This is a genomic window from Pseudomonas sp. SDO52101_S400 (genome assembly GCF_054071635.1).
In genome coordinates this window covers 1-18,562 of sequence record NZ_JBSVWF010000039.1, presented here as the reverse complement: position 1 = coordinate 18,562, position 18,562 = coordinate 1, and the positions used below count along the sequence as shown (strand labels likewise).

The window sequence follows — 18,562 nt, the reverse complement described above, 5'->3', positions numbered from 1 at the left end:
CCCATTGTATTCATTTGCCTCTAGAGGTTAGGAGTATGAATGTATTCATTATCTTTGATCAACCCTATTGAATACGAATATCGTATTCACCGACAAGCGGTCATTAAGGTGTACCCAATTGAATACGATCAGGCTTGCCGTATTTGGTTAATTGCGTCAGTGATGGCAGACGCGTTGGCATCGAGAGTTTCCAGAGCTGTTACAGCGTTCTCATGGGTTTCGCTTGAGCCAGTAGCTCTAGCCCAGAGGGCCACCTCTTCGATTGCAGCAGCTAAAGCATGTTGGTTATGCAGCAAAAGGGTAAGCACGTCCGCTGTGACGATGTGGGCATCTGTATTGTCTGGCATGTCTTCATCCTTGAGCGTTGAGCAGATGGGCTACAAGGCTCATGCTCCTGATGTGACGGAGGGGCACAAGCCACGACGATTTGCTTACGTTTTTTAGATTTACTACTAGGTTGTGAGGGTGAGTATGTAGTGCGCTTAGCCTAAAGGTGCTTCAAGCCCAGGTTTAATCAGTGTCGCAGCTTGATCGCTGCATAAAGCTGACGCACAGCCACTGCCATTTAACCTGATACGAGCCCTGTTCAAGCACCTGATAGTAATCGTTTCTGGCTAGGTGTCGGTCGAGGGGTCAACTTGAAGATGCGGTAGAAGAGCAGTGGTCAACAAAGGGCTCAGTGGTAGAAGCCGCGATAGCGTTCTCTAGCTCCTGTGCAAATTCGCAGAGAGTAACGCCAAGCACCAAGCACAGCTCTCGGAGCTGAACAATATCCAACCGACGCGTGCCACTTTCTACGTCACTCATAAACGATTGAGGGCGGCCCAAAGCCTTTGAGCACTGAACCTGTGTCAATCCGGCCGCATTCCTATACCTCTTCAAAAGCGACACCAATACGTAGTGTTCAGGTTTATAGATCGTTTTTGACATGGTGGGCCGTTTCGCAAGATTCAGCCCTGCAAGCTATATCCGGTTTTCAGATATCTGAAATTCAGATATTCTAGCTCTGCACTCGCTTCCAAATAGGTGATGCTTCAGCCAAGGACGCCCCTCCTGAGGCTGGTTTGGGCCACTAAAGACAATGAATGCTCGGAATGGAATCGTTATGAACACTCTCACCATGTCGACTGCAACTCTGATCTTGAGCCTTCTGTGTAGCTCAGGGCTACAGGCAGCTAACAAGTTGTCATCAGTGCAAGGCGCTACAGAGCTTTACGCTCTTAAACTTGAGCTTTGTACAGCAGATTTAAGTTACTGCCAGGAATTTCCAGTAACCGAGAAAACAAACCGAATTTACATGCATGATATTCTTTCTTGTACTCAGACAGGGAAAGGATTGGCACTGATTAAAGCTAATGAAAGCTCTAAAGAAAACGAGCTTACTTATAAGGTTACTTGCTCAGGCAAGAGCTATGGCGCTCCGATAATTAACACCTATATACCCTCGAAAGACTTCATGTAGGAACGTAACCTTCTTCAAACCAATAGCACTCAAATCTTCTTTCTACCTAAAACAAGGAAGGACTCATGCGATCACTGATAGCTGCTGTTGCGATTGCAGTTCTGAATGGCTGTGCGTCACCTCCATCTGGCGGGGATGTAGGGATAGCACCTGCAAATCGATTGCTTGCCTATCAATCAGAAGACAGGGGACACGATGCCCGTATCACAGTTATCAGGGAGGGAGACGTGATTGGTGCGGGTTGTCTATTTGCTATTTTTATCGATGGCAAGCTTGCGGCACGATTGGCAGGAGATGAGAGAGCTAGTTTTTATGTGAAGCCGGGAAGAAGACTAGTTGGTGTGGGGCCAGATCCGGAGGCAACCGGACGGTGTGGCGGTTCTAGTGCGTTCAAAAGAGAGCTGGCAACATGGACACAGATTGGTGAGAACCAAACATTCAGAGTTGTCCTCCAACCAATGATGGACATTCGTGCATCTTCATACTAACAGCCTACTTAGACATACCATACGCCGTAAAAAACCTCTGAGCACCGATGGGTGCTCATGGGCTGTGCGTATACTTTAAGCGTAAAGTCGATCAAAAGCGATTGTGGAACCTTAAAGCTATCGCACACAGACTAGATGCCAATCAATCGTCTGGAAATTATTGATGATGTATCGTGCTCACCGTCACGGCGTGAAGAGTGTCTGGTATTTTGATTCACTCCATTCCTCTTTCCCTGAACGGTTCACCAAGTGAATATTCTGTGTGTGTTCACACAGGAGCTTGCTGATATCTGATTTACAATCAGAAGTTGCATTCAAGAGTTTGTAACTCTCTAATACGATCAGTGTCCGCAAGTGAGCCGGTAGGCGAATGCTTTTCAGGAGAGAGGAGAAGCGAAGCCCTCTCGCCTTTGATCTTTCTCCTGAGTTTACTCAGAATAGGCTCTCTGTCTTAACGACAGAAAAGTTATTATTTAAGACCATGTTCTTTGATTTGAGGGATCGTACCCCTCTCTTCTTTCCAGGCTTCACTAATACATATCCTGTGTGTCCCACACAGAAGATTATATTATTCTAAAATTAACCAATTCAAAGCTTACGCTTTAACAGTCGCTCGCTTTGCTCTCTCTCTTTCCGACGTTAATTAAAAAATGATCAATCGTGACCAAGACTGGCGTTTTGGTCACGTACGCAGGGTGACACCCTGAAGAAAAAGCATCGTTCGCCTTGCTCTCTCTTTCCGACGTTAATCCGCTCGTCGGAAATCGCGTAAGGCTTTTCCATAGCCGTAGTAGTCGCCCTGTCGATAAAGCTCAAGTATCTCATCGGGCACTGGTTTGAGAGGGCGATATCTCTCGATTCTAGTGGTGTAATAAGACTGACTAACCTCGAGCTCAGCATCAGCATTGAGGCGCTCGAGAGTTTTTGGCTGGCTGCGTTCGAGGCATTTGATAATGCCGTTCGCTACGAAGCGGGCAGCCTTAATAACTCTTTCCGATTGACGTTTTTCATACCCGAGCTTTTGTAGCGACACTGTTTCAAAGGTGGGAAGCCAGAGAGCGGCACGCACGTCCTTCATCGAAACATTAGAAACGCTCCGAGATTGTCCTACTGCTGTGAGGGTGCTACCAAACAGAATATCATCAAGCCACGCAGGTCTTTTTTTCTCTGCCAAGAGAGAAGGTAGAATCACAGACACTGGATTGACTGTCACGATACGTGGGCGACCAACCCTACGCTTGGTTTTTTCATCATGGATTGCGCAGGCGTCGTTTGCTGCGGCTTGAAAAGCGTTGCACCCATTTGCCAATGAGTTCGCTGTAGCTTGTTCTTGCATGGTAATTCTCCTTTGGTTCGTTCAGTTCATAGGCATTTCCTCTCGGGTATTGCCGGTTGTTTTGGTTAAATCACAGGCGTAAAAACTCCGCATGATGCACTGCGTCGGAATCGACTAATGATCACCATGAGGTTTTGAGCGGTCTGTTTGAGGTGCGCATTATACCAGAGCGGACACCGCTCGTCAAAAAAAGCTTGACATTTTGCTTTTCTAAAAAACGCTCCTCCTCATGAGCTTGTCATGAGTCAGCATTCATAACCGTGAGGTGGGAGCTGCTGTGTCAAATCTCAGCAAGCGAAAAGCCCCGCACAGATTGGGTAATCTGCCGGGGCCATCGTTGGGTTGGCTTGCATTTGGAATGTTCTCTGAACACGTTGTGGGAGGTTCTAGTAGGTGTTGCTTACAGCGCCTGTCACTAGATCATTCGGTTACCCAGGAATGACCAACGGGGAAAATGTATTGTTCACTTCTTTGTCAATTTCTGACATTCGCTTGTTGCGAGCGTCATCGATCTTCTTTTGTTCTTTCGCTTCCGCTGCTTGAATAAGTTGTTGACGTAGCAAGTCTTGATATCGGACGTATTCACCTTGTAGGAATTCAACGTACTCAGATTTCACTCGGATACGAATGTCATCAATATCCCTCTTCTGCTTTTCGTCTGGCTTTCTCATCCAGCAAGAATGATTTAGGGCTTCATGTGTAACACGTTGATCGCGAGCGACTGTATAGCCCTCTGCCACTTTCGAAGCTACCGATTCGAGGAAATCATGGGGTAGTGGCGACCGCACAAGCTCCATGCACTTGGTAGTGCCTCGATACACATTTACCCATCCATCAACACGGGCTTCGAATTCAGCATCGTTCCACTTAGGTGGAGCTCCGCTTACTACAATCTTAGTCTTCTCGCTCATTTAATTTTCCTCTTTTGAATTAGTGCGATCATCTTCTGCACTATGGCAGCTTGATAATTTTTAGTGGCGTAGGTATTTTTTGTATCGCTGGTATCTACACAGGTCATTGCGTCACTATCACCATGAACCTTTTCTACAACTTGGGTGGCCTGTTGCTGTGCCTCTGCGTCGTTCATACGCTTTTGCAAATCCACGACTGAAGTAATCCAGACTAGCACTCATAGCAATTCATCCTTGTTATTCAGTTTCTTCCGACCAGTGCCTCTTAGGTTGCTTGCAAAAGTCGTAAGCATTACTTGGAGTGCGTGTTGCTTATTTGTGTAACCCGTATGATCCATGATGAACTCAAGCTGTGCGACCGCCCTGTCGTTCAATTGCACTCTCATTGCTTATATCCTGCAATTGCTTGAGCCTGTAGATAATCACTTACCGACACACCAACAGCTTCAGCAATACCTTTAATAACTTCATAGCCGGTGACGCTGAACATCAACTTAACTGAAATCATTGCTGATTGCTTTGCATGCCATACTCGCCAGCGGCAAGTATTTGAGCAAGTTCGGGCGTGACTCCTTTTATTGGCCAGCATTGTTCCACAACTGGAACATTGTTTTGTTTCGGACATAATAGATCCTCCATTGGATTGGTGGTAATAAAGGCTTGACGTTTTTTTTAAACAGTCTGTATTCGAGACATTAAAAAAGGTCTAACCGTTCAGTAAGACCTTTTGAAATTAGGGGGTAAGGAAATAGCTAAGCTTGGTAAATGTTGCTCAGACAGGCGGTGTCGCTTCTCTCTCCTTATATACGCAATTTTACACTATAAAATTCACTTTTGTCAATACGTTGAGCTTATTTGTCAAGCACTTTCTCCAACTATTTTCTAACTCAAAAGTTGGCATGCTGAATTACTTCCTGCTTATGCTCAAATCAATATCAGTCACCGAAGATATCAGAGGTAGAGGAATTTCTTTATCAGTCGGAGTGCATTGGACACAGTAATGCGTTCAACATCCTCGCAATAACTTCAACAGGAACACCAGCTCCATATGTATCAAAAGTAACCGTACCCGAAGCATGTCCCATGACAGCCTGAGCGTGGGTTGTAGGAACGCCCTTAACCTGCATAAGAGTCGCCAACGAGTGACGCAGAGAGTGGAATGTCAGCCCCGGCTTATGATCGTTTCCCAGAGACTCTGGGATAGCCTGACGATTGGCCCAATCTCCGGCTGTCTTGTATCCAATCTGTGCAAGATTCACGGAATGTGATGGCTCATCTTGGTCAGTTTTGCGGGTTTCGACGTAACGTAGAAATGCTGCAAGGTCGAATCCGTAGGCACCATCAGTCAGTGGCACCAGACGCTCACTGCGTTTGTTCTTGATCGACTTACCCTCACCGACCTCGTTGATGTGTATAGCGGTGATGCCTGATGCAAGAGTTTGAACATCGCTGACCGTCAACTGTGAGATTTCATTCAGACGCCCACCAGTGATAGCTCCGAGGCTCAACAACCAGCGTTTCCACGAGGTCTCTGGCAGCGTGTTGGAGTAAGCCACCAGCTTGCCTACCTGATCCTGAGTGAACGCCTTACGGCTCGATTCAGTGCCCTTCGTGAGCTTCAGTTTCTTGTCGTAAGACTTGGATATGTGACCGTTTTCAACTGACCATGCGAGGACTGTTGACAGCTTCACAATCAGCTTATTGACCGTTGAGGGCATGCGGCCATCTGCAAGACGATCACGGAGAGCTACAAGGTCAGCTCGTGAGTGCGTTCTCATGTCCAGCTCTCCGAGAGCCGCAGAGATGGTTCCGTGGCAAATCTTGGTTTCCTTAAGGGTCGAGACCTTCTGGCTCTGTCCACGGTCAGCCAAGTAGAGACTCGAGAGAATCTGAAAGGTCATCGCAGGGGCCAATTCAGATAAAGACACAGAAGGCTTCCGGGAGCTGGTCGAAACGCCCACAGGTCCAGAATTGCTATCGTGCAAACCGCCCCACACCTTTGTCACGTCGCCATCCCGCCCAGACTCAAACATCTCCGCTGAAACACCACGGAAATGCTCCTTCAGCTTGCTCCATGAAGCCTCTGGATTCTCCAAATGAAACGCCCTGACGTAGCCTGAGAGCTGCTCTGAGGCATCCATAGCCTCCCTTCTGTTGCTGGTCTTCAGGGAAACCGAAACAAGCTCCGTGGTGCTACCTGTAGCCCTGAGACGCATGTAGTAAATACCGTTGCGTCTGTAGTGATAGGGCTTAGCGAGTCTTGTGGTCGGCTTCGAGGGAAAAGCGAGGGTTGTAACGGTGCTTGTAACAGCAGGTCGAACTTCAAGGATACTCATGGCGGTTAGCCCCCGTAATCATTGGGTTAACCTGAATTCCTTGAAGTTCTGGATGTACTGCCGGGAGGATCTTCGCAAGCTCAAGCGGATTACCCTGTTGTGGGATTACATCCGTGAAGTGACCGAGCGCAATCAGGCGCTGTTGATGGGGCAGACCCGGGAGATGGAGTTCGCCGATTAGTCGGCGCTGACCACGATCGACACCCGACGGTTTTCGGTGCGGCCGGCGGCGGTATCGTTGGAGGCCACCGGTTCGCGGCTGCCAAGGCCTTGCAGCTGAATGTTCTCTTCCTTCATGCCGACCGTGGTCAGCACTTTGCCCACACTTTTTGCCCGGCGCAGAGACAGCTGCTGGTTGTAGGCTTCCTTGCCCGAAGCGTCCGTGTGTCCATCCACTCGCACCCGCTCGATACCAACACCGAGCAGGGCCTTGCCGATACGCTCAACGATCTCGGTACTTTGCTTGTTCAGGCTTTCGATGTCGCTGCCAAACAGCACTTTGCCCGACAGGCCGAACTCCCAACCGTCGTCGGTCAGCTCAAAGCCTTGCTGTTTGAGCACGGCAATCTGCGCCGGCGTCAGGCCTTTTTGTGGGGCGGTCTGGCATCCGGTCAGGGCCAGCATGGCCATCAACATCAGTGTGGAAAACAGTCGAACGGAAAGTGAGAACACGGGCATCAGCTCCTGGTTTTAACGGGATCGACCGGGTGCTCCGACCCGGCCGTGAATTGGGCGCCACGCGACAGGCGTTTGGCTTGATACATGGCGGCGTCGGCCGCATCAAGCAAGGTGCCGGGCGTGGTGCCATGATCGGGGTAAACCGCAATGCCGATACTGAGCGAGGTCACCACACTGGTGTCGCCAGGTAGTGCAATCGGGGTGTCCATGCTGGCGAGGATCTTGTCGGCAATGCGCTCGGCGTCTTCGGTCTTGTGCAGCGGAGTCAGCAGAACCGCAAACTCATCGCCGCCCAGACGTGCCACCAGATCCTCTTCGCGCAACTGCGCCCGCACCCGGTTCGCCACCGCCACCAGCACCGCATCGCCAGCGGCATGACCAAAGCTGTCGTTGATCCCCTTGAAACGATCGCTGTCGAGAAACAGCACCGCCACTCGTTCGTTGAGTTTTCTGGCGCTGCGCAAAGCGCGGATCAGGCGACCCTCGAAAAATGCGCGATTGGGCAACCCGGTGAGGCTGTCATGGCTGGCTTGATGGGCGAGGGTTTCATTCTCGCTTTGCAGGTGGGTCTGCCAGGACTCCAGTTCATCGAGCAATGCATTGAAGTCGTTACCGAGGTTATCGAGTTCGGCAATTTTCGCCGGAGGCACGCGCAGGTCCAGTGCCCGTTCGCTGCGGGCGGCGTGGGCCACTCCTGCCAGGCTGTGCAGTGGGCCGATAATCCCGCGCAACTGGCGGCGCGCCAGATAGAGCGCTACCCAGGCACTGACCGCAGTACAGAGAATGATGCCCGCCAGACCGCTCAGCAGAAAACGCATCAAGCTGCCCCCGTGACCAATCAACAGGACTCGGCCGATCTCGCGATCCTGATGCAGGATCGGCAGACTGATCGGTCTTTCCAGCACGATCCGCGTTATCTGCATTTCCAACCCGGAAAAAAAGCCGTTTTCCGGACGCTGCCATCGCGCAAGCACCTGACCCTGACTATCCAGCACCTGCGCGTCCGCTACCTCTTCGGTCGACGCGATCAATGCCAGCGCCTCCGTCGCAGCCGGCTTGTCGTTGAACACCACTGCCGCTTCCACGGTGTAACTGATCGAACGAGCAATCAGGTGCAGGTTGTGATCGGCATAGACCCGCAGCGCCAATACGCCGAGCAGGGTCAGGGACACACTGGCCATCGCAACGGCAACCAGCGCGACAATCAAATGCCCGCGACCGATGACCGAACCCAGGGTCGGACGCCCTGTGGATTTGTTGCGTCTCATGGGGCCGCCGGCTTGCGGCGCGACAACTGCAGCACGCTCGGATGAATGCGCACGCCGCTGCGGGCAACGGAGTCGAGATTGACCTCGAACGACACCTGCTCATCACCGACACGCAGACAGAACAAGCTGCCGACCGTGCACTGATCGCCGCCCTCGCTGATGCTCAATACCGGGTGGCCAATCAGCGAAGCGAACAGGCGACTGCGTTCATCGGCGGTGAGTTTGCCGATGTACACCGCATCGCACTCGCTGACGATGGAAGGGTTGTCGGCCAGCAGACGACGCACAGTGACAGGCCGCCCCGTGGCCTGGGTCGTGCCTTTCACCAGGTCGTCGGTGTATTCGGTGGGGCCGACGATGCACAGGCGCAATTGCGCAGGTTCGACAGGCCAGCGGGCATAACTGAGAATGCCGAGGACCACCTGAGTGACGGATTTGGCCCGTTGTTCAGCCATGCCCACCGGAGTTTGCGGCTGGGCAGCAGCCACACCCGTGAGCAAACAGAGCAGACCGGCAAGCAATACTTGCTTGCAGCCAACTACGCGCTCTGTCGCCCAGACAGCCAGCTTCATGCAGGGATTCTCTTGGATCGTAACGAGATGATGCCGCAACGATAGCACAGCGTTGGAACGCCAGCGATACAGTCCCCTCTGACTGGCTGGTCAGATAACGCCGGGATCTGTCAGCATTTTCATTATCGAGATCCCACGCCCTCCTCCAGTTCCAGCATCAGACCGCTCAAGCGCTTGACCTTGCGCTGCACGGCTTCCTCAAACACTCCGGATCGCGTTTCAATCAACGTGAACCAATGCTTGGCTCGGGTAATACCGGTGTAGATCAGCTCTTTGGTCAATACCGGATTCAGGGCGTCGGGAAGAATCAGCGCGGTATGAGCAAACTCCGAGCCTTGCGACTTGTGCACCGTCATCGCGTACACGGTTTCGACATCATTGAGTCGGCTCGGCAACACGAACCGAACCCCACCGCGCCCGTCGTTACGCGGGAATGCCACCCGAAGGACCGCTTCACCGGCGTTCGGCCCGTCACGTTCGGGCAATTTGAGGGCGATGCCGATATCGCCGTTCATCAGCCCCAGGCCGTAGTCGTTGCGGGTCATCAGGACTGGACGGCCTTCGTACCATTGCTGGTCGCTGTCGATCAGCCGCGCCTTGAGCAGCGCGTCGGTGATACGTTGGTTCAGCCCTTCGACACCCCACGGTCCTTTGCGCACTGCGCACAGCAACTGGAACGTATCGAACGCCTGCAAAACCTCACGCGCCCAATCGAGCCAGCCGGGATGCTCAAGGGAGGCTCCGGCAGGCGGACGCTGATTGCGTAGAACGCTCAGATAATGTCGATAACCGTGCGGTCCCTCGCCATGCCCTTCCAGTACAAGACGCTCCAGTGCGTGGTCATGCTCACCGTTGAGCGGCAACGAAAACACGTCGTCGTGGTTTCGCGCTGCCAACAGTTGGCGAGCTTCATCCGGCAGTTGCTGATTCACCCGTCGCGCAAGCTGGCCGATGCCACTGCCCTCGCCGAAACGCCGCGAGTGCCGCAACATCACCACTTGCTGCGCCAACGGATGCTTGCCGTCGAGGTCCTCGTGCAAATCACTGTCCCGCAAGGACTCGCCGCTGACGGACTCCAGCCACTGCCGGGTCTGTGGACTGTACCAACCCGCCTCGGCATCGCGGCACAGATCCCCCAACACCGCACCGGCCTCGACGGAGGCCAGTTGATCCTTGTCGCCCAGCAACACCAGGCGAGCGTGTGACGGCAACGCATCAAGCAGATTGGCCATCATTTCCAGGTCGATCATGGACGCTTCATCGACCACCAAAACATCCAGCGGCAGGCGATTGCCGGCATGGTGACGGAAGTGTCGGGTGCCAAGACGGCTGCCAAGCAAGCGGTGAACGGTGGTGACCTCGGAAGGAATCTTTTCCCTGACGGCGTCAGCAACCATCAGCGATTGCACTTGCTGGCTGATGGACTCGGTCAACCGTGCAGCCGCTTTACCCGTAGGAGCCGCCAGGCGAATGCGCAAAGGTTGACCGGCTTCGACCGCCGGAGCCTGAAGCAACGCCAGCAAACGTACCACCGTAGTGGTCTTGCCGGTGCCAGGCCCGCCCGTGACGATGCTGAAAGCACCTCGGGTCGCCAGTGCGCAGGCGAGTTTCTGCCAGTCGATCGCGCCGGCTTTCTTTGCCGATCCAAACAATTCGTCCAACCGCTGCGACAGATCACCCGGCGTCGGTTCATGCTCCGCCAGGCGCTGACGCAGAGCGGTGTCGATTCGTCGCTCATAGGCCCAGTACCGCCGCAAGTACAGGCGTTTACCGGACAGCACCAGAGGGCATTGCCGTGCAGACTCACTCTCATCGGCAGCCAGCGCCACCAGCGAACTGTCGGCCAGCACCTTGCACCAGTGCGTCCCTTCCAGGGTTTCAAGCAATTGCGATGGCAGCAACAACACACCCGATTGCACATCGCCCTCCGGTGGCAGGGACAGGGCGAAGTCCGGGGCCTTGAGGGTTTCGAACAAATCCAGGCACACATGGCCGTGGCCGAGTTGATGACTGGTCAACGCGGCGGCAAGCAATACCAACGGATCAACGTCAGACGCCAACTCGTAAAGAAATGCCACGAACGCCTTGTCCAGCGCCCGCAGCCATCCACGCTCGACCCAGAGGTTCAGTAACTGCAACAGGTCATGGGCTCGCGTCAGAGGAGTGAGTTGAGCGAGGCCGTCGGCATCCAGCGAAACCGGCGGAAAATCCGCGATGGTGCGGCTCATAGCAATTCTCCCTGTTCCCACGCGGGCTCGGCTTTCGGTTCCGGTTTGCCCTGGAACATCCGGTCCAGACGCTCGATCAGCTCCCGCGGGGGCCGCACGAAATACACACCACCGCTGTCAGCACGGGTGCCCCGCAGGAACAGATACAGCGCACCGCCAACATGCCGGTCGTAATCGTAATCGGCGAGGCGGGCCTTGAGCTGACGATGCAGTGCCAGCAGATACAGCACGTATTGCAGGTCGTAACGGTTTTCCAGAATCGACTGTTCCATGGCCTGTTCGGTATAGGCGGCGTCATCGACACCCAGCCAGTTGGATTTGTAGTCCGCCACGTAGTAACGACCGTCATGCTCAAAGGTCAGGTCGATGAAGCCTTTGAACATGCCGTTGAGTTGCACCGCTTCGGCGGCGACCCGGGCAACACCGTTGTGGGTGAACTTGCGTACCTGCTCGTCGAGCCTGACGACATCGACCTTGTGGCTGGCGAACCAGAACTCCATCTCGACCCGATACTGTTTCAATTGCTCCAACACCACCGGCGGTCGACCGGAGCCTGCCGGCATCGGCGATTTAAGCAGATGGTGCAGCCAGTCGCTGAGGGTCGTGATCCAGCCTTCCCAACCCCGTCGATTGCAGCGCCGGGCGATCGCGTCTTCCAGTGCTTCGCGTGAAACCGCGAACCCTTCATCACCTGCCCATTCGAGCAGTCCATGGAGGAACGTCCCCGGATTCGGACCTCGGGGGAAGCGATGAATCTCGGCGCCTCCCGGAATAATCTCTCGGGGGGCATCCGGCTCAAGACGCTCGTCGTCGAACAACTTCTGTGCCTGCGGGCTGTCCGGTGCTTCTTCACTGCCCATGCTCAACACATCACTGATGCGCAATGCGCTGTAGGAGGCGATCCACCAGTTTTCGCTGGCTTTGCGTTTGGGGATCAGCGTGGCACTTGGGGTTGCTTCGTTGCGTGGCGGACGGTAGCGCTCGCTGGTTGCCAGCGGCATTTCAACGATGCTCAGCGCAGGGCAATGTTGCTGCAGATCGTCGAGCCAGCGAGTCAGACCACTGGACTCACTCAGTGACACGCCACCACCCAGCAGATAGCCAAGTGCAGAAAGATGCAGGACCGAGCTGCTGTTATTGCCGCGTTTGAGGTCCGTCACGCCAAGCCAGCAGGCATGTTGTGCCCGGGTCAGAGCGACGTAGAGCAAACGCAGGTCTTCCGCCAGCCGCTCATTGTCGGCCAGGGCAATCAGCTCAGGGTCAGGCTTGAGACTGACCTGAGCCTTGCCGGATGCATCGTGGTAATGCAATGGCAGCCGGCTGCCGTCCACCGGTTTGGCCGAGCAGATGAAAGGCAGAAACACCAGTGGATACTCAAGCCCCTTGGACTTGTGGATCGTCACGACCTTGACCAATTGCTCGTCGCTTTCAAGGCGCAGGATCTGCTCCTCACCCGCTTGACCGGATAGCGCAAGGTGCTCGGCCAAATGCCGGATCAGCGCCTGCTCGCCATCAAGTTCGGAGGCCGCCTGCTGCATCAGCTCCGACAGGTGCAACAGGTTAGTCAGCACCCGTTCACCATCACTGCGTGCGATCAAGGTTTGCGGCAGATGGAAGTCATGCAGAAAGCGCCGCAACATCGGCAGCACGCCTTGTTTGCGCCAGATCTCGCGATAGGTTCGGAACTGCATGACGCGTGCTTCCCAGACCAACTCGTCCTGATTCAGGCGCTCCAGCTCAGTCAATGGCAGATTCAACGTGGTGCAGGCCAGGGCTGCTTTCAACGAGCGCTCGACATCCGGTTCGGCACAGGCCTTCAGCCAGGCCAGCAGGTCATGTGCTTCCTGGGCCGCGAAGACAGAATCCTTGTCCGACAGATAAACGCTGCGTACCCCTCGGGCAGCGAGCTCGCCGCGTATCGCTTGGGCCTCTTTACCATCGCGGACCAGAATCGCGATGTCTGCCGGTTGCAGGCCGCGAAAATCCTTGCCGTCCTGTGCGAAACCAGCGCTGCCTGCTTGTCCCCCATTGAGCAAGGCAGTGATTTCACTGGCGCAGGCAGCAGCCAACTGTTGGCGGTAGACTGCGCCGGAGACTGGCTGCTCGGTGGATAAATGCCAGATGTTCAGGGCCGGGACGTCTTGCCCGAAAATCTGCAAATGCTCCTTGCGCCCCTGAGAGTCCACGGGCTGAAACGGTACCGGGTTGTCACCGTCTTTCTCTCGAAACAGAAACGCGCCGCGCCCCTGTTCACGGGACTCCGCGCGCTCGAATACCTGGTTCACCGCACGGACCATCCCGTGACTGGAGCGAAAGTTCGTGCCCAGCGTATGCAGTCGTCCTGCGGTGGCTATTCGCGCGCGCAGGTAGGTGTAGATGTCCGCACCGCGGAAGGCATAGATCGCTTGTTTGGGATCACCGATCAGAAACAGCCCGGTTTCGGGATTGTTTTCCTCGATGCGATAGATGCTCTCGAAAATCCGGTACTGCACCGGATCCGTGTCCTGGAATTCGTCGATCAGGGCGACCGGAAACTGCTCGCGGATAAGCGTGGCGAGTCGCTCTCCACCTTCGGATTGCAGGGCCGCGTCGAGTCGCAGCAGCATGTCGTCGAAACCCATTTCGGCGCGTCGACGCTTCTCTTCTTCGAAGCGCTCGCCCACCCATTTGGCGGCGTGTTGCAGCACCGCGGCATCGGGAGTTGGCAGCCCGTCGAGACTCGACTTGAGTGCCTGCATGGCGTCCAGTCCCGGATGGCTCGGTGGCTCGCCTTTCCAGGCTTCGGCCATACCGTCCGGCGTGAGTCGGGTAAATCCGGTACCGATATCCAGTTGTTCCAGTGACTCGTCTTCGGCCCAGGCCTTGAGCTTTTCGAACCAGGGTTCGAAGTAACGGGCCTGCATCTTGCGCCCGTCGACTGTTTTACTTGCGACGCCCTGATGACAAATGGCGAGCAGCTCATCCGCCCACTGTTGCCACGGCTTTTTCAATTCAACCAGTGCCGCGCGGCGTTCCTGCAGGCACTTCTCGATCAGTTCGGCCGGAGTATCAACCGCGTTGTCTTCGCGCTCAGTGCCGAAAAGACCACGTACGCGAGGCAACAGGACGGCCGGGCCTCCCCAGTTATTGCGAACCCAGTTCAGTGCATCACCCTGCATGGGATAGCAGAACAGGCGCCAATAGTCGCGGAGCACTTCGCCGAGCAGATCGCTGTGATCGGTTTCCAGGGTCTGGGTAAACAGGCTGCCGCTGTCGAATGCGTGTTCGCGCAGCATTCGCTGACACCAGCTGTGGATCGTCGAGACGGCAGCCTCGTCCATCCATTGCGCGGCGATATCCAGGCGGTTGGCGCAACCGGGCCATTGCTGAGGGTCGAACTGCGCGCGCAGCTCATCGATCAACGTATCAGGAGGCGGTGTCTCGTCACGGAAGAAGCGTGCGGCCTCGGCCAGGCGTGTGCGAATACGTTCGCGCAACTCCTTGGTCGCTGCGTCGGTGAAGGTCACCACCAGAATCTGCGGTGGCAGCAGCTCGCGACCGAAGCCGCTGACTTCACCTCCGTGACCGAGGATCAGGCGCAGATACAACGCGGATATCGTGAACGTCTTGCCAGTGCCCGCGCTGGCCTCGATCAGTTGACTGCCCTTTAACGGAAACGCCAGGGCAAGTGGCTGCTTTGCACTCATGAACGTCCCTCCGCGCTGGCCAACGATTGCCAAGGGGCTTCGAACACGGGGCGGTATAAAGCGTTGCACCAATCGGGGAATGTCTCTTCGGCCAACAATGCATCGTAATCCGGGAATTGCCGCGCCAATGCGGGGCTTTCGCGTCGTTCACCTTCGCTGGTCTGGCCATCACCCTCATAGGCTTTCCGGGCAGCGGCTTCAGCCTTCAGCGGGTCATTCTGGCCCAGCCATGCAAAAGCGGTTTTCACCGCAACCGGGAGCGGTTGACGCATTCCTGACTGCCAGGCAAGCAGCAGGTCTTCGAGTATTCTCCAGGCCCGATCCTGCTCCATCGGTTCAAGCAAAAGGGTGTCGTCACTGGCGACCAGCGCAGTAGTCAGAGAAAGACCGGTCGCACAAGCAACCAGATGATTGATCCATGGTTTGATCAGACGGTGCCATTTGCGGCTCTTGATCGACCCGATGCTGTTGGGGATCGTCGTGACCGACAGCACACCGCCATCAGCCCGTTGATGCAGACCTCCAAGCCATCCTTCCAGGCGCAACCCTTGCCATTCAAGACTGATCGGGATCGCACTGGTCAGCGGAGTCGGCCACAGCGTCAGTAACTGCTGATAGCGTTGCAGCAAATCAGGAAGCGGTTCGATCAACTCTCGCTGCAGGCACTCGCCGAATCCCGCCATGGGCAGCAACCCACTGTTTTGCAGGCGCCGGGCCTCAGCCTCCAGAGCCTGATCAACTCTCTCCGGATACCTCAAGGCCGCGTCGAGCAAACTGCCGCTGAGGGTATATCGCTGCAACGCATCCAGCACAAAGGGTTCTTCATCGGCTTGAGGTAATTGCGCGGCTTCGAAGTAAACCTTCAATCGCTGAGTGAAAAAGTGTCGCACTGGATTGCGCAGGAAATCCTGCAGCAGTGCAAGGCTCAACGGCTCCTCCTGGACATGGGGTTCAAGCATTCTGTTCACATCAACAGGCTCATGAGGCTGATGCAGCATCTGCCATTCGCTGGCGTAACTGAACAGCTCATCTCCCTCGTGAAAGTAACGTGAACTGAATGGCTGCAGCGGGTGTTCCTGAGTCATGGCATGCAAAAGATCCGCGCTTTCATCAGTCGTTCGCCAACCGTTGGCGAGATGATCACGCAACTGACCGATCAGCACCGACGGTGGCCGCTCACTGTTGTCACGAATGCTGCGTCCAACCCAACTGATGTACAGCTGATGGCGAGCAGACAGCAGTGCTTCGAGCAACAGATAGCGATCATCTTCACGGCGGGAGCGATCTCCCGGCCGGTAATCGCTGCCCATGAGGTCGAAGTCCAGCGGTGGTTGTGCCCGGGGATAATCGCCATCGTTCATGCCCAGAAGACAAACCAGCTTGAATGGAATTGCCCGCATCGGCATCAGGGTACAGAAGTTCACCGCACCGGCCAGGAAGCGTTGAGACAGACGTCCCTGATCCAGCCCGGCCAACCAGGCCTCCCGGACAACGGTCAGCGGCAACTCGTCTTCCAGTCCGACAGACTCGCAGGTCTCCAGCCATGTTTCGCGCAGCTCCTCAAGCTGAGTCAGCAAGTAGTCGTCATGCTCATTGCTCGCTTTGAAAAACATCTGCATCAGTTGCTGCAAGCGGCTCCCCCACTCTTGAGGTTTCGCAGGTTTCAGCAATTGCTGGTGCGAGTACTCCAATGCATCCAGCAGCGCCACGAGCGGACCGATCAACGCGGCATCGAGCCCACCGATTTCATCGTAAGGCTCGATGCCCGCGCAGGCACTGGAATTGCCAACCGCGTAACCAAGGAGCATCCGCCTCAGGCCGAAACGCCAACTGTTCTGCTCCAGCTCTTCAGGCAATCCCAGCCCGGCGCGTTGCTCGGCGTCCATGCCCCATCGCACACCTGCGCCTTCGATCCAGCGATGCAGTGTCGGCAAGTCCCGCTCCTCCACACCGAACCGTGCGCGTAAAGCCGGAACATCGAGCAAATCGAGAATTTCGCTGACGGGGAATCGACTGTCTGGCAGCTTGAGCAGATGTTCAACAGCGATCAGCAATGGATCGCGACCGCGTTGCCCCTGGTCTGCCAGTGTGAAAGGAATGAACCGTGGATCATGACGATCCAGTTGCCCGAACACCGCGCGGACATGCGGTGCATAGCTGTCGATGTCAGGCACCATCACGATCACGTCGCGGGGGCGAAGTTCGGAATTCGCGCTGAAGCGGGCCAGAAGCTGATCGTGGAGAATTTCTACTTCACGCTGGGCACTATGGGCGACATGGAATCGAATCGACTGGTCTTGCTTCAGATCGACATCGGGCCAGAGCTCACGCGTCTCGCTGAGCGGACGCAGCTCCAGAATGTCATCCTGAAGTTGATTGAGCATGTTTTGCGGGACTGCTTCGCTGAACAGATCGATACGACCATTGCGAAATGCCGCGCGATAGCTATTGGGGTCGTCATAGCTGTCGAGTAGATTGATGTAGTCACGACCTTGCTTGCCCCAGGCGGCCAGTAGCGGGTGGGCATGTTGATGCAGTGACTCCGAATCCAGCACCAAGGGCATCCCGCTCTTGCGAGCCTGGCGCTTGTATTGATGACGCAACAGATCCTTGTCGGCAACGATATCGGCCCAATGATAACGGCAAGGGTTGTGGACACAGAGCAGGACCTGGCTGAAACGGGCCAGCCCTGCCAATGCTTCGAGCACTTGCGCGGGCAGTGAGGAAATTCCGAAAACGATTACCCGTGACGGCAAACCTGTCGGTGCTTTTTCAAGGTTGTTGATGCGCTCGATGAATCGCTGGTGCACGCCTGCCCGACTTTGAGCCATGCCTTGCTCACCAACATCTTCAAGCAACGCACGCCACAGTTCTGCCTGCCAGCAACTGGTAACAGGCAGCGGTTTTATTTCGCCTCTGACATTTCGTAGTTGATGACGCCCCTCGGCCCAATCCTCAAGCCAGTCGGCACGGTACACCTGATACTGATCGAATAGATCAGCCAGACGCTCGGACAACTGGTAGCGCTTGCGCAAGTCGGTGTCATGGGTCAGGAATCGTTGCAGTGGTTCGAAATGCGGCAGGTCGATGACCTGCGGCAACAAGCGCATCAGTCGCCAGGTCAACGGTTCCTTGTCGAGCAAGGACTTTGCCGGGATCTCATCTCGCCCCAGGACCATGCGGTAAAGCTGCCACATGAAACTACCCGGCAATTGCACGTCAATTGCAGCAGCAATACCGCAGCCGCCAAGGTCATCCTCTTCTGGATCCTCGGCTAATGCCAGTTTGAGCCATTGGGCTATGCCATTGCTCTGCACAAGCGCAATTTCGTTCTCCAGGGGGGCCAGCGGATAGCGCCGCATTATGCTGATCACAAGGCTGCGCAGTTCGTCCAGGCTGTTGCTCTGAACCACCATGAATGCAGCGTTGAGGGACTGTGTGTCCGGCATAAGGCTTCCTTGGAAAAATACTAAAGCTAGGGCTGAACCTTAGCATTGTCGGCAGGCGAGGACAGCCGCAAGGCGTCCGAGAATGCCGTACGAACTTTCCTGCGGGCAAAACAAAACCCCAACTGCTTTCGCAATTGGGGTTTCGGAA

The 18,562-nt window shown here is 55.3% G+C and carries 15 protein-coding genes and 1 pseudogene; 3 read left to right on the top strand and 13 right to left on the bottom strand.

Features of this window, described 5'->3' with window-relative positions:
* Nucleotides 1-128 precede the first annotated feature (128 nt).
* Both ACW9HX_RS19445 and ACW9HX_RS19440 read right to left on the bottom strand, forming a co-directional pair.
* On the bottom strand, nt 129-347 hold the full coding sequence (locus ACW9HX_RS19445) for a hypothetical protein (RefSeq protein WP_457381852.1): 219 nt from the start codon (nt 345-347) through the stop codon (nt 129-131).
* 286 nt (nt 348-633) lie between these two features.
* Nucleotides 634-930, bottom strand: coding sequence for a helix-turn-helix domain-containing protein (locus tag ACW9HX_RS19440; RefSeq protein WP_457381851.1), 297 nt, complete (start codon nt 928-930; stop codon nt 634-636).
* A 175-nt stretch (nt 931-1,105) separates the two neighbouring features.
* On the opposite strand from ACW9HX_RS19440, the gene ACW9HX_RS19435 reads away from it, so the two are divergent.
* Both ACW9HX_RS19435 and ACW9HX_RS19430 read left to right on the top strand, forming a co-directional pair.
* Nucleotides 1,106-1,462 carry a hypothetical protein gene (locus ACW9HX_RS19435; protein ID WP_457381850.1) on the top strand — a complete coding sequence of 119 codons (357 nt, stop codon included), beginning with the start codon at nt 1,106-1,108 and terminating at the stop codon, nt 1,460-1,462.
* 65 nt (nt 1,463-1,527) lie between these two features.
* On the top strand, nt 1,528-1,950 hold the full coding sequence (locus tag ACW9HX_RS19430) for a 3-isopropylmalate dehydratase (protein ID WP_457381849.1): 423 nt from the start codon (nt 1,528-1,530) through the stop codon (nt 1,948-1,950).
* Between the two features lie 745 nt (nt 1,951-2,695).
* Here ACW9HX_RS19430 and ACW9HX_RS19425 read toward each other — a convergent pair.
* From ACW9HX_RS19425 to ACW9HX_RS19405, 5 genes are all read right to left on the bottom strand, one after another.
* Nucleotides 2,696-3,286 (bottom strand): hypothetical protein, encoded by a 591-nt coding sequence (locus ACW9HX_RS19425; RefSeq protein WP_457381848.1) that lies wholly within the window; start codon nt 3,284-3,286, stop codon nt 2,696-2,698.
* A gap of 428 nt (nt 3,287-3,714) precedes the next feature.
* Nucleotides 3,715-4,197, bottom strand: a complete 483-nt coding sequence (locus ACW9HX_RS19420; RefSeq protein ID WP_457381847.1) for a hypothetical protein — start codon at nt 4,195-4,197, stop codon at nt 3,715-3,717.
* A complete protein-coding gene (locus ACW9HX_RS19415; RefSeq protein WP_457381846.1) occupies nt 4,194-4,391 on the bottom strand; it encodes a hypothetical protein in 198 nt (65 codons plus the stop codon). Before ACW9HX_RS19415 ends, ACW9HX_RS19420 begins: the two co-directional genes overlap by 4 nt.
* Nucleotides 4,392-4,579: 188 nt before the next feature.
* Entirely contained in the window at nt 4,580-4,822 is a 243-nt protein-coding gene (locus ACW9HX_RS19410) for a hypothetical protein (RefSeq protein WP_457381845.1), read from the bottom strand.
* Between the two features lie 349 nt (nt 4,823-5,171).
* Nucleotides 5,172-6,533 (bottom strand): site-specific integrase, encoded by a 1,362-nt coding sequence (locus ACW9HX_RS19405; RefSeq protein ID WP_457381844.1) that lies wholly within the window; start codon nt 6,531-6,533, stop codon nt 5,172-5,174.
* Nucleotides 6,534-6,576: 43 nt separating this feature from the next.
* On the opposite strand from ACW9HX_RS19405, the pseudogene ACW9HX_RS19400 reads away from it, so the two are divergent.
* A pseudogene (locus ACW9HX_RS19400) lies at nt 6,577-6,714 on the top strand (LysR family transcriptional regulator); the annotation flags it as partial.
* Here ACW9HX_RS19400 and ACW9HX_RS19395 read toward each other — a convergent pair.
* From ACW9HX_RS19395 to recC, 6 genes are all read right to left on the bottom strand, one after another.
* Complete coding sequence (locus ACW9HX_RS19395; RefSeq protein WP_457381843.1) at nt 6,711-7,211, bottom strand: OmpA family protein; 501 nt, start codon at nt 7,209-7,211, stop codon at nt 6,711-6,713. The pseudogene ACW9HX_RS19400 and the gene ACW9HX_RS19395 overlap by 4 nt on opposite strands.
* Nucleotides 7,211-8,479, bottom strand: coding sequence for a diguanylate cyclase domain-containing protein (locus tag ACW9HX_RS19390; protein ID WP_457381842.1), 1,269 nt, complete (start codon nt 8,477-8,479; stop codon nt 7,211-7,213). Before ACW9HX_RS19390 ends, ACW9HX_RS19395 begins: the two co-directional genes overlap by 1 nt.
* Entirely contained in the window at nt 8,476-9,051 is a 576-nt protein-coding gene (locus ACW9HX_RS19385; protein ID WP_457381841.1) for a YfiR family protein, read from the bottom strand. The genes ACW9HX_RS19390 and ACW9HX_RS19385 overlap by 4 nt, the downstream gene beginning before the upstream one ends.
* A 122-nt stretch (nt 9,052-9,173) precedes the next feature.
* Entirely contained in the window at nt 9,174-11,279 is a 2,106-nt protein-coding gene (recD, locus tag ACW9HX_RS19380; protein WP_457381840.1) for an exodeoxyribonuclease V subunit alpha, read from the bottom strand.
* Entirely contained in the window at nt 11,276-14,965 is a 3,690-nt protein-coding gene (gene recB / locus ACW9HX_RS19375; protein ID WP_457381839.1) for an exodeoxyribonuclease V subunit beta, read from the bottom strand. Before recB ends, recD begins: the two co-directional genes overlap by 4 nt.
* The gene (gene recC, locus ACW9HX_RS19370; RefSeq protein WP_457381838.1) at nt 14,962-18,414 is read right to left on the bottom strand and encodes an exodeoxyribonuclease V subunit gamma; all 3,453 of its coding nucleotides are present in this window, start codon (nt 18,412-18,414) and stop codon (nt 14,962-14,964) included. The genes recB and recC overlap by 4 nt, the downstream gene beginning before the upstream one ends.
* Between the last annotated feature and the right edge of the window lie 148 nt (nt 18,415-18,562).

Coding starts and splice junctions, on each gene's coding strand:
- ACW9HX_RS19390 (WP_457381842.1), bottom strand. CDS start 8,479: ATGAGACGCAACAAATCCACAGGGCGTCCGACCCTGGGTTCGGTCATC.
- recD (WP_457381840.1), bottom strand. CDS start 11,279: ATGAGCCGCACCATCGCGGATTTTCCGCCGGTTTCGCTGGATGCCGAC.
- ACW9HX_RS19440 (WP_457381851.1), bottom strand. CDS start 930: ATGTCAAAAACGATCTATAAACCTGAACACTACGTATTGGTGTCGCTT.
- ACW9HX_RS19425 (WP_457381848.1), bottom strand. CDS start 3,286: ATGCAAGAACAAGCTACAGCGAACTCATTGGCAAATGGGTGCAACGCT.
- ACW9HX_RS19385 (WP_457381841.1), bottom strand. CDS start 9,051: ATGAAGCTGGCTGTCTGGGCGACAGAGCGCGTAGTTGGCTGCAAGCAA.
- ACW9HX_RS19405 (WP_457381844.1), bottom strand. CDS start 6,533: ATGAGTATCCTTGAAGTTCGACCTGCTGTTACAAGCACCGTTACAACC.
- ACW9HX_RS19410 (WP_457381845.1), bottom strand. CDS start 4,822: ATGTCCGAAACAAAACAATGTTCCAGTTGTGGAACAATGCTGGCCAAT.
- recC (WP_457381838.1), bottom strand. CDS start 18,414: ATGCCGGACACACAGTCCCTCAACGCTGCATTCATGGTGGTTCAGAGC.
- ACW9HX_RS19445 (WP_457381852.1), bottom strand. CDS start 347: ATGCCAGACAATACAGATGCCCACATCGTCACAGCGGACGTGCTTACC.
- ACW9HX_RS19435 (WP_457381850.1), top strand. CDS start 1,106: ATGAACACTCTCACCATGTCGACTGCAACTCTGATCTTGAGCCTTCTG.
- ACW9HX_RS19420 (WP_457381847.1), bottom strand. CDS start 4,197: ATGAGCGAGAAGACTAAGATTGTAGTAAGCGGAGCTCCACCTAAGTGG.
- recB (WP_457381839.1), bottom strand. CDS start 14,965: ATGAGTGCAAAGCAGCCACTTGCCCTGGCGTTTCCGTTAAAGGGCAGT.
- ACW9HX_RS19395 (WP_457381843.1), bottom strand. CDS start 7,211: ATGCCCGTGTTCTCACTTTCCGTTCGACTGTTTTCCACACTGATGTTG.
- ACW9HX_RS19430 (WP_457381849.1), top strand. CDS start 1,528: ATGCGATCACTGATAGCTGCTGTTGCGATTGCAGTTCTGAATGGCTGT.